The following is a 9,535-nucleotide window of genomic DNA, read 5'->3' on the forward strand; positions in this document are numbered from 1 at the left end:
CGAATCGAGACATATGTGTCTCATGCGAGACATAAATGTATCAACCGTAAATCATATCCTCGAAGCCGCCTTCGAGGTGTTCGGCCAAAACCCTGGCGCGTCATTGGCCGATGTTGCCAAGCATGCCGGTGTTGGTCGCGCGACGCTGCATCGTCATTTCGCGGGGCGCGATGATCTGATGGTTGCACTGACCCTGACGGCGGCCAAGGAATTGGATGCCGCGGTAGAAGAGGCCACAGCCCATTGCCAGACCTACACGGAAGCTTTGGAGGCTGCCCTCACCGTCGTTCTTCCATTGGCGGCGCGGCACATGTTCCTGGCCACGGAACCCGCCAGCCAGGACCCGCGCGTGGCCGAGGTCTATGCGACCCAAAGCCGCGATCTGGCCCATGACATCGACATGGCCAAAGCCGAAGGCGCGTTCGATCCACACGTTCCAACGGAATGGATCGTGCAGGCCTATGAAAACCTTATCTACGGTGGCTGGGCGATGGTCGCTGCCGGCGATGCAACTCCGAAACAGGCCGCCGCCCTGGCCTGGCGCACCCTGACACAAGGAACCCGTCCATGAGTCCCGACAGTCTCGAAACCCTCGGCACCCAGATCGATGAGGTTTTCTTTTTCATCGGCATTGCCATTTTGTTGATTGAATTAGCCGAAGTGCTGTTCAAGGGCAGCCACAAGGGCCGTACCATCGCCGAAATGTTGGTGAGTGCCAGCACGCAAATCCCGTCGGTCGCCGTGCAGATCTTTGTTCTGACCGGGGCCTACATAATCTACTACATCCTGGCCGAAATCGCCCAGCCGTGGCAGATTCCACTAACCTGGTGGGGTATTCTTTTGGCGGTGATTGCTGCCGACCTGACCTACTACTGGGAGCACAGGATTGCGCATGAGGTGCGCGTGCTCTGGACCCAGCATGCGGTTCACCATTCCTCGCGCGATTACAACATCATCACCGGTATCCGCTTTGGCCCGCTCGAAGGGGTCTGGAGCCTGATTGCCCATATCCCACTGGTCTTTCTTGGTTTTTCGCCCGAGATGATCTTTTTCGGCATCATCGTGGTGCTGGCCTACCAGACTTGGATCCACACCGAGGTGATTGGCAAGCTGGGGTGGTTCGACAAGGTCATGAACAGCCCTGCCAACCACCGTGTCCACCACGGCTGTGATGACAAATATATCGACAAGAACTATGGCGGCATCACGGTAATCTGGGACCAGCTATTTGGTACCTATCAGGCCGAGGAAGAGACGCCACGCTATGGCCTCAAGCGCGACTTCGACAGCCGCAACCCGATCCGCGTCTGGTTCTCGGAACTGCCCGGGCTCTGGCACGATGTGGTCAACGCCCGCAGCTGGGGCGAGGCATGGCGCTACCTGATGCGGCCCCCAGGCTGGCAGCCCTCAGCGGACAGGCGTGAATAACGCATCCTTCGCGCGGCAGTCCCGCACCACATCCTGTCCGCACGGGACCGGATCAAGATCGCGGGACAGGCATATCCGGGCTTCCTGGATATGCCCTTCGCGGCAGGTGATGGTCACACCATCGGGCTCCAACTCCGGATTGGACTGCAGGAACGCCTCTTCCACCACGGATGCTGGCAGCTTCACCGTTTTATCCAGCTTGCGGAACACAGGCGGGCGCACCACCCGGCCATAGGCCTCGCGCGACAAAGCGTAGTAGGCGGAGGCAGACAGGCCGGAACACACTCCATGCTTCTTCCACTGATGCCAGGCCAAACCGGACGTGCCCATGATATCCGCCATGTCCCGCGTCATTGCACGGCTGGGCGGGCGCTCAGCCGTTTGACAGTACTCCGGCCAGCCCTGATGGTATTGCGGCCATAGCCCATGCAGGATCCACCCGTGGTCATGCCGCGCATCGCACTGGTCTGATCCGCGTGCATCGCCCTCATAGGCGCACCAGTTCGGCGACCAGCTCAACGACAGGACATAGTAGTCAAATTCGCCCGACCGATCCTGTGCCCAGGCCCCCGCTGCCATGGCCAGCCAAATCAAAACAACACGCATCAGGCTTCCCTTTTCCAATCGATCCGACTATATCGCCTCCAAGTTCCCCTACAACGGAAACCCGCCTTGGACCCCAAGGCCGCCTCTTTCAGGCGACGGGAAAGATATGCATAGGAGCATGTGACAATGGCAAAACCGATCATGGCCAAGGCCACCGCCGTCTGGCTGGTGGACAACACGACGATCAGCTTCAAGCAGATCGCGGACTTTGTCGAAATGCACGAACTGGAAGTGCAGGGCATCGCGGATGGTGATGTGGCCGCGGGCGTCAAAGGCTTTGATCCCATTGCCAACAACCAGCTGACGCAAGCAGAAATTGATGCAGCCGAACAGAACCCGCTGCACAAGCTGAAGCTCAAATTCAACGCGGCCGCCGTGGGCGAGGAAAAGCGCCGCGGCCCCCGTTACACGCCCCTGTCCAAACGGCAAGACCGCCCGGCAGCCATCTACTGGTTGGTCAAGTTCCACCCGGAACTGAGCGATGGCCAGATTTCGAAACTCGTGGGCACGACCAAACCGACCATCCAGTCGATTCGCGACCGCACGCACTGGAACATCTCGAACATCCAGCCGGTGGATCCGGTGGCCCTTGGCCTGACCAAACAGTCTGAACTGGATGCCGCCGTTCAAAAGGCAGCTGCTAAGAAAGCGGCAGAGGGCAGCGTGATGTCCGATGACGAGCGTCGCAAGCTGGTCAGCACTGAACAGTCGCTGGGCATGGAAGCGGAACCCAAGATTCCGACAGCCATCGAAGGGCTCGAAACCTTCTCGTTGGCCGATGATGACGAGGAAAGCACCGAAGACGAGAGCACTTTGGTTGATGCCGACAGCTTCTTCAATCTGCCCAAGGGCGACGGCGAAGAAGACGAACAGCCCTAAATCCCGGCCCAAGTCGATGGTCAGGGCAGCAACTGCCCTGGCAAGACGTCCGACATGTGATCGATGAACGCCCGCACGGCCGGGCGCATCAACCGGCGTGATGTAAACGCCAAGTGCACTGGGGCGCGGCGCGTGTGCCACCCGGGCAGCACCCGGCGCAACAACCCATCCGCGACCGCAGGGGCCGCCACGATGTCGGGCAGTGCCACCACCAGATCCGATTGAACTGCCGTTTCCAACAACAGCCACGGGTTCATTGCGATGAGGCGCGGCTGGACAGAGACCTCGTGCACATGCCCCTCGGGCGACGTGATGCTCAGGCCGGGTGTTGCCGACATGCCCGGATGCATCAACCCGACGGGGCAAGCCGCCAGATCATCCAGGTTTGCGCACGCAGCGGCTTTCGATCCGCAAAACAGGCTGGCAAAGACCGTGCCTAACGGTTTCGCGATGATTTCATCACTTTCGGGTGGGCCAACCCGCACAACGGCATCGAACCGTTCTTCGATCAGATCGACATGGCGGTCTGACAGGTCCACCTCCAACGCGCAATCGGGATAGGCCGCCAGAAACCCAGCCGCCGCCGGTGCCAACAATGCCTGACCAAAGATGGTCGGGGTGCTGATGCTGACGGTTCCGCTTGGGACAGCGCGCAACCCATCTATGGTCAGCTCTGCCGTCTCGGCAGCCGCAACCATGCGCTCGGCCTCGTGGGCCGCAACCTCGCCAGCCTCCGTAATACACACCTTGCGCGACGTGCGCTCGAACAACCGCAACCTGGCCCGCTCCTCCATCTTGGCGATTCGTCGGCTGACGGTTGTCGTCGGCACCTTCAACACCCGCGCGGTGCCCGCAAAGCTACCAGTCAAACGCAGCTCGACCAGAATGCGCGCATCTACCAGATCACTGATGATCATCCCATTCCTGCCATTGCTGCATTCCGAATTTGTTCAATTGTTTCAATGCGATCCCAAGCCATTTCGTGGTGCGGCGGGGCCAAGCCGTTGGTGGCACGGACCCGCCGGCCAATTCAAGACAGAACCCAGGAGAGACACAAAATGGCACTACCCGCTTCCGATCTGACTCCCGACAATTGCGTGTTTCTGATGATCGATCATCAGGTTGGGCTGATGCAGTTCCTGCCATCAATCGACCCGCTCCAACTCAAGAACAACATCCTTGGCCATGCCCGCACGGCCAAGGCGTTCAATATCCCCGTGATCATGGGCACTAGCTGGCCGGATGGCCCCAACGGACCAACAATGCCGGAGCTGAAAACGCTGTTCCCGGATGTGAACGTGATCGACCGACCCTTCGTAAACTTCTGGAAGGATGACACCTCGCGTGCAGCGGTCGAGGCCACCGGGCGGCGCAAGCTGGTCATCTCCGGTCTCGCAACCGAGGTGTGCGCGGCATTCCCGGCTATTTCGGCCCTGCGAGACGGCTACGAAACCTATGTCGTGCTGGATGCATGCGCCGACTTCAACCCGATGATCCAGCAGGTGACGGCACAGCGGCTGGCGGCAGCAGGGGTGATCGTCACCACATGGGTCGCCGTTCTGGCAGAGCTTGCCTCGAACACCGAGGTTAACGGCCAGCACATCGGACGGCTGCTGGGGGACCACATGGGTCAATACTACGCTGCGATGAACAACTTCCTCGGAACGGCAACACATGCCGATGCCGTGCGCGAAGGCGTTGGCCTGACAGGCAATCCGCCGATCCCGGCCATCCTCGACTGACCGTTCCGGCCTTGCGTTCCTGGTGGGCGCGCCTACGATTGGCGCGCCCGTATCCATGTACCGCAAAGGCGCACCCCATGAACCAATATGCTCAGGTCGAGGGCGACAGCCCCGCCAACATCATCTGCGATCTGCGCAGCGACACCGTCACGCGGCCCGATGCCGCGATGCGCAAAGCGATGGCCGAGGCGGATGTGGGCGATGACGTCTTTGGCGATGACCCGACGGTCAACCGGCTCGAAGCAACTCTCGCCGAACGGCTCGGGAAAGAGGCGGGATTGTTCCTGACTTCCGGCACGCAAAGCAACTTCGTGGGCATGTTGGCGCACTGCGCGAGGGGCGAAGAGATCATCACAGGCCGCCCCTATCATATCTATCGCTACGAGGCGAAAGGCGCCTCCGTTCTGGGGGGCATAGGGTTCGAGGCGCTGGATGTCGCCGAAGATGGCGCGCTGAAACCGTCCGACATCACCGCAGTGGTGAAAGAGGATGACCCCCACATGCCAATCACCCGGCTTCTGGGGCTCGAAAACACGCACAACGGCATGGCAATCCCGCTCACCCGCTTGGGGGACGCGGTTCAGGCAGGTCGCGATGCAGGTCTTTCCGTACATCTGGACGGCGCGCGCTATTTCAACGCCGTGGCCGCGCTCAACTGCCCCGAAACCGCGCTGGTGGACATGTTCGACAGTGTCTCGATCTGTTTGTCCAAAGGGCTTGGCGCGCCTGTTGGGTCTGTCCTCGTCGGTTCACAGGACCTGATCGACAGTGCCCGTCGCTACCGCAAGATGCTGGGCGGCGGCACACGGCAGGCCGGTATCCTTGCCGCCGCCGGCCTTCACGCGCTGGATCACAACACCAGCCGCCTGACCGAAGACCACGCCCGCGCCACCGCCCTCGCCGACGCCCTGAGGCCCTATGGGGATGTGCAACAGGCAACCAACATGATCTTTTTCACCCCGCAGGGTGGGGTCACTGCGGACCTGCCGCACCATATGGCCGCCCATGGTGTGCAATTGACCGGGGCAACTGGCACAACGCGGTTGGTGCTGCACAAGGATGTCACAGATGACGGGTTACAGGCCGCCATCAACGGGTTCCGCAGCTACTTCGACTGATTGCGCACGGCACGTGATCCGGCAAAGGTCACGACCAGCGCCGCAAAGGTGATGGCGAACACGCCCAGCAACCCCGTGACTCCGGGAAAGACGGAAAACAGGATCAGGTCAAAGCCCAAGGCCCAGATCAGCCCGGTGAAATCGAACGGGGCCAGCGCACTGACCGGCGCACGGGCCACCGCTTCGTTTGCAACGATGTGGCCCACGCCGCCGATCACCCCGGCCAAAACCAACCAGCCCATTGGCGCTCCGTTCAACGCGACCCAGCCAAAAGGCAGGGTCGCCAATCCGATGACCGCCGACACCACGGCAAAGTAAAACGCGATGGTCGATGAGCTTTCGGTCAGCGTCATGGTCTTCGTGCGCACCCGGACAAAGGCCATGGTCATGGCATAGGCTAACCCTGCCACGACCCCGATCAGCGCGCCGTCGCCCGGTTGTTCAAACGCATCCCACAGCAGCAACAGGACACCACCAAAGCCCAGAGCGATGGCAACGAAAATGGCGCTCGACAGCTTTTCCTTCAGCATCATAGCGGCCATCGGCAGAACCAGCACAGGCGCGAGGTAGGCCAGCGCTTGCGCATTGGCGACCGGAAGGAAGGCCAGAGACAAGAATGACATCGCCATCGAAAACGCGCCGAATATGCTGCGGGTGACATGCAGGCCCGGGCGCTTTGTGCGCAGACCATGGGGAAAGTCACCCAGCCACATCATGTAAAGGCAGATGGGTATCAGGGCGACGGCGGATCGCCAGAACATGATCTGTCCGATGGGTACGGTTTCCGCAGCACCATGCACAGCCGCCGACATTGCGGTCATCAGGAAGGCAGCCAACAGGCGCAGGCCCACGCCCTGCAGAAAGTCTTTGCGCGATGTCATATATGCGGATCTTGGGGCGGGGGCGTCACGTACTAGAGCGCCTTGCGGGCCTGCAAGGCCGCCGTGATCGTCCCGTCGTCCAGGTAATCCAACTCGCCCCCGATGGGCACCCCTTGGGCCAGCGAGGTTAGCTTGACCCGCCCTTCGAGTTGATCGGCGATGTAATGCGCGGTCGTTTGACCATCAATTGTGGCGTTCAAGGCCAAAATGACCTCGGTGATGTTTTCAGTCTCTACCCGGTCAATCAGGCGTGGAATCCGCAGCTCATCCGGCCCAATGGCGTCGAGTGCCGACAGAGTTCCACCCAGCACATGATAGCGCCCCTTGAACACACCCGCCCGTTCCATCGCCCACAGGTCGGACACGTCTTCAACCACACAAAGCTCTGAGTTCGCACGCTTTTCCGATGCGCAGATATCGCAGATGTCGCTTGTGCCCACGTTCCCGCAATTCAGGCATTCTCGCGCCGTGGCAGCGACAGTCTGCATCTGATCAGCCAAGGGTGTCAGTAGCAGCGCCTGCTTGCGGATCAGATGCAGCACCGCCCGCCGGGCAGAGCGTGGCCCAAGCCCCGGCAGTTTCGCCATCATCTCGATCAGGTTGTCTATGTCGCGCGTGCTGCTCATTCCCTTGATCCTATTGCGCTTTTGGCAGAACAAAAAGGGTCTATTGCGGTTCACCAGTTCGCAAGGAATCGAAACTAGCCTGCGCGACCAGCGGCAATGAAAGCAGGCAAATGCGGCGTCTCTTTTCTCGATCAACCCAAGCAGCAATTGCACTGCTGATGTGGCATGGTGTTGCACTCGCCTGCGTCTACCCGATGCCCCTGCGGGTCGCCAATGAAACGCTGCTCTCCATTCTTGATGGTGGCGGAAACGTGTCCGTGCACCAGCGGCGTCGCCTGGCGCGGGCAGTGGCGCAAATGTCGCCCGACGTTGTGAAACAAACCCTGTTTCAAGAGGCAAAGCGCCGCGATGCACGCGCGGCGCACGCCGTGATCGACACCGCACTCGTTTTGGCAAGTGGTCGCGGTATGACAGTGGATAAAGGTCTGCGTGACGACATCTTGCGCGTGGATCAAGCGGTGTACGCGTCGTGTTCAGGAAGTGACAGAGCCGCGAGCGGCGCCGGGGACGCAGACCGCGCAGAGCATGGCGTAACCCGTCGACAAACAGGTCACGGTGGACAGGTGCTGACCTTTCGCGAGGGGGTCATGCGGCTCAGCCTGACCTTCACGCTTTACATGGTATTTTTGGCGTTCTTGTTGGGGATGCGCAGGCATTTGCGCCAGCGCGAGGAAGAGATGCCCGCACGATCCGAACCGCTGCAAGAAAATGATGTCACAGCGTCTTAGAACGGCAGTTTCATCCCCGGCGGCAGGCCCAGCCCTTCGGTCAGTTTGCCCATTTCTTCTTGCGCCCGTTCTTGCGCTTTGGCTTGGGCATCCTTGATCGCGGCCAGGATCAGGTCTTCGACCACTTCCTTGTCGTCGCCGTTGAAGATCGATGGATCGATGTCCAGCGCGGTCAGCTCGCCCTTGGCCGTGGCTGTGGCCTTGACCAGTCCCGCGCCGCTTTCGCCGGTGACCATGACGTTGTGCAACTCATCCTGCATCTCGGCCATCTTGGTCTGCATTTCCTGGGCTTTCTTCATCATCCCGGCCATATCGCCAAGCCCGCCAAGTCCCTTGAACATCTAAGTCTCCGATTCATCTGCGCCGCTTGTTCGCGGCTTCGTATACAAAACAATCCCGACACATATTGCAGCGACGGCCACGATGAACAAGGTGGGTGGCCCAATACAGCCTTCAACAACTGCCAGGGCTCGAACATCCGATGGGTCCGCCATGGTGATGACCGTGATGAAGACGGTCCACAAGATGACCGCGGCCAAGCCGATCCATTGATGCCGGAAGCGAAGCGCCACGAGCGATAGTAAAAGCAGAGCGACACCCGCAGGCGACAGAAACAGATTGATGGCTTCCCCAATCGTTCCAACCGGCACTCCGTCCCAGCCGGGGCGTTCTTTGTCGCAGACATCTGCCCACACGATGTTCGGAAAGATAGTTGCAGCGATTCCAAACCCGTAACCTTGTCCCCGCGGGGACAGGAGGTGCATCAGTCCTCTTCGAAAGGGTCCCATTCATCGTCCACTTCTGGCAGCGCTTCGATATGGGCCTCTTGCGCGATCTCTTCCGGGGTGCGGATTGCGGTAATCTTGGCCTTGGGGAACTGTTCCATGACAGCCTGCACCAGCGGATGTGCCTCGGCCTTGGATTTCAATTCCAGGTCAGCGGCATCGCGCACTTCGGAAATGGTCTTGCCGCCACCATCGCTGACAATCGAAACCCCCCAGCGGTTGCCGGTCCACACCTGCAACCGGGCCCCTAGACGTTGTGCCAGATCACGCGGTGCGTTCTCTGTCGGTTCAAACTCGATCCGTCCGGGTTGATAGGCCGCAAGGCGAAGCGTGGTTTCAACTTCGACCAGTAGTTTCACATCCCGGTTCGACCGGATCAGCTCAATCACATGCTCAAAGGTCGGATAGCGGGCAAGGGCCTGTGCCGGGTCCTGCGCCAATGCGGTTGCTTGCCCATGGGATGACGGGTTGGCAGCCATGCGCGTTTGCGCCTGCTGCACCGCCTGAGCGCCGGATGACGGGCCCGCACCTGTCGCGCCGCCATTCCCCATCGGCGAGGCTGGCGGCGGGCTGTCTTGCAGCTTTTTCACCAGATCACCCGGGCTGGGCAGGTCCGCGACATGGGTCAGCCGGATAATCGCCATCTCGGCCGCCATCATCGCATTGGGTGCGCTGGCCACTTCGTCCAGCGCTTTCAGCAACATCTGCCACAGGCGCGTCAGCACGCGCATCGGCAGGGTTT

12 protein-coding genes and 1 pseudogene are annotated in these 9,535 nt (G+C 60.5%); 6 read left to right on the forward strand and 7 right to left on the reverse strand.

The genetic code is table 11. The annotated features are described in order from the left end of the window. Together AC6RA8_RS18525 and AC6RA8_RS18530 are read left to right on the forward strand one after the other, a co-directional pair. Nucleotides 1-571: TetR/AcrR family transcriptional regulator (locus tag AC6RA8_RS18525; protein WP_500354723.1), on the forward strand; the 571-nt coding region annotated here is incomplete at its 5' end. Then, nucleotides 568-1,428: a sterol desaturase family protein gene (locus AC6RA8_RS18530; protein WP_500354725.1), complete on the forward strand. Its 861-nt coding sequence runs from the start codon at nucleotides 568-570 to the stop codon at nucleotides 1,426-1,428. The genes AC6RA8_RS18525 and AC6RA8_RS18530, both read left to right, overlap by 4 nt. Here the strand turns inward: AC6RA8_RS18530 and AC6RA8_RS18535 are convergent. Continuing rightward, nucleotides 1,408-2,034, reverse strand: coding sequence for a ribonuclease T2 family protein (locus AC6RA8_RS18535; protein WP_500354727.1), 627 nt, complete (start codon nucleotides 2,032-2,034; stop codon nucleotides 1,408-1,410). The two genes, AC6RA8_RS18530 and AC6RA8_RS18535, sit on opposite strands and share 21 nt — an antisense overlap. Nucleotides 2,035-2,160: 126 nt before the next feature. Here AC6RA8_RS18535 and AC6RA8_RS18540 point away from each other — a divergent pair, with 126 nt between their 5' ends. Beyond that, complete coding sequence (locus tag AC6RA8_RS18540) at nucleotides 2,161-2,913, forward strand: DUF1013 domain-containing protein (protein WP_500354729.1); 753 nt, start codon at nucleotides 2,161-2,163, stop codon at nucleotides 2,911-2,913. 20 nt (nucleotides 2,914-2,933) lie between these two features. Here the strand turns inward: AC6RA8_RS18540 and AC6RA8_RS18545 are convergent, their stop codons facing one another. After that, the gene (locus AC6RA8_RS18545) at nucleotides 2,934-3,830 is read right to left on the reverse strand and encodes a LysR substrate-binding domain-containing protein (protein ID WP_500354731.1); all 897 of its coding nucleotides are present in this window, start codon (nucleotides 3,828-3,830) and stop codon (nucleotides 2,934-2,936) included. A 141-nt stretch (nucleotides 3,831-3,971) separates the two neighbouring features. On the opposite strand from AC6RA8_RS18545, the gene AC6RA8_RS18550 reads away from it, so the two are divergent. Next, nucleotides 3,972-4,655, forward strand: a complete 684-nt coding sequence (locus AC6RA8_RS18550) for an isochorismatase family protein (protein WP_500354733.1) — start codon at nucleotides 3,972-3,974, stop codon at nucleotides 4,653-4,655. Nucleotides 4,656-4,732: 77 nt separating this feature from the next. Continuing rightward, nucleotides 4,733-5,773 (forward strand): low-specificity L-threonine aldolase, encoded by a 1,041-nt coding sequence (gene ltaE / locus AC6RA8_RS18555; protein WP_500354735.1) that lies wholly within the window; start codon nucleotides 4,733-4,735, stop codon nucleotides 5,771-5,773. On the opposite strand, the gene AC6RA8_RS18560 is transcribed toward ltaE, so the two are convergent. Both AC6RA8_RS18560 and recR read right to left on the reverse strand, forming a co-directional pair. Further along, complete coding sequence (locus AC6RA8_RS18560) at nucleotides 5,761-6,654, reverse strand: DMT family transporter (RefSeq protein ID WP_500354737.1); 894 nt, start codon at nucleotides 6,652-6,654, stop codon at nucleotides 5,761-5,763. The genes ltaE and AC6RA8_RS18560 overlap by 13 nt on opposite strands. A 32-nt stretch (nucleotides 6,655-6,686) precedes the next feature. Further along, nucleotides 6,687-7,280 (reverse strand): recombination mediator RecR, encoded by a 594-nt coding sequence (gene recR / locus AC6RA8_RS18565; protein WP_500354739.1) that lies wholly within the window; start codon nucleotides 7,278-7,280, stop codon nucleotides 6,687-6,689. 158 nt (nucleotides 7,281-7,438) lie between these two features. On the opposite strand from recR, the gene AC6RA8_RS18570 reads away from it, so the two are divergent. Continuing rightward, nucleotides 7,439-8,008 (forward strand): hypothetical protein, encoded by a 570-nt coding sequence (locus tag AC6RA8_RS18570; protein WP_500354741.1) that lies wholly within the window; start codon nucleotides 7,439-7,441, stop codon nucleotides 8,006-8,008. On the opposite strand, the gene AC6RA8_RS18575 is transcribed toward AC6RA8_RS18570, so the two are convergent. The 3 genes and pseudogenes from AC6RA8_RS18575 to AC6RA8_RS18585 all read right to left on the reverse strand — a co-directional run. Then, nucleotides 8,005-8,349, reverse strand: a complete 345-nt coding sequence (locus AC6RA8_RS18575; RefSeq protein WP_189368109.1) for a YbaB/EbfC family nucleoid-associated protein — start codon at nucleotides 8,347-8,349, stop codon at nucleotides 8,005-8,007. The genes AC6RA8_RS18570 and AC6RA8_RS18575 overlap by 4 nt on opposite strands. Beyond that, nucleotides 8,350-8,772 carry a hypothetical protein gene (locus tag AC6RA8_RS18580; RefSeq protein WP_500354743.1) on the reverse strand — a complete coding sequence of 141 codons (423 nt, stop codon included), beginning with the start codon at nucleotides 8,770-8,772 and terminating at the stop codon, nucleotides 8,350-8,352. Further along, nucleotides 8,772-9,535, reverse strand: a pseudogene (locus AC6RA8_RS18585) (DNA polymerase III subunit gamma/tau); the annotation flags it as partial. The gene AC6RA8_RS18580 and the pseudogene AC6RA8_RS18585, both read right to left, overlap by 1 nt.

Source organism: Tateyamaria sp. (assembly GCF_059783535.1).

Bases quoted from the DNA above. Each gene is read 5' to 3' on its own strand.
- AC6RA8_RS18530 (WP_500354725.1), top strand. From the start codon at position 568: ATGAGTCCCGACAGTCTCGAAACCCTCGGCACCCAGATCGATGAGGTT.
- AC6RA8_RS18535 (WP_500354727.1), bottom strand. From the start codon at position 2,034: ATGCGTGTTGTTTTGATTTGGCTGGCCATGGCAGCGGGGGCCTGGGCA.
- AC6RA8_RS18540 (WP_500354729.1), top strand. From the start codon at position 2,161: ATGGCAAAACCGATCATGGCCAAGGCCACCGCCGTCTGGCTGGTGGAC.
- AC6RA8_RS18545 (WP_500354731.1), bottom strand. From the start codon at position 3,830: ATGATCATCAGTGATCTGGTAGATGCGCGCATTCTGGTCGAGCTGCGT.
- AC6RA8_RS18550 (WP_500354733.1), top strand. From the start codon at position 3,972: ATGGCACTACCCGCTTCCGATCTGACTCCCGACAATTGCGTGTTTCTG.
- ltaE (WP_500354735.1), top strand. From the start codon at position 4,733: ATGAACCAATATGCTCAGGTCGAGGGCGACAGCCCCGCCAACATCATC.
- AC6RA8_RS18560 (WP_500354737.1), bottom strand. From the start codon at position 6,654: ATGACATCGCGCAAAGACTTTCTGCAGGGCGTGGGCCTGCGCCTGTTG.
- recR (WP_500354739.1), bottom strand. From the start codon at position 7,280: ATGAGCAGCACGCGCGACATAGACAACCTGATCGAGATGATGGCGAAA.
- AC6RA8_RS18570 (WP_500354741.1), top strand. From the start codon at position 7,439: ATGTGGCATGGTGTTGCACTCGCCTGCGTCTACCCGATGCCCCTGCGG.
- AC6RA8_RS18575 (WP_189368109.1), bottom strand. From the start codon at position 8,349: ATGTTCAAGGGACTTGGCGGGCTTGGCGATATGGCCGGGATGATGAAG.
- AC6RA8_RS18580 (WP_500354743.1), bottom strand. From the start codon at position 8,772: ATGCACCTCCTGTCCCCGCGGGGACAAGGTTACGGGTTTGGAATCGCT.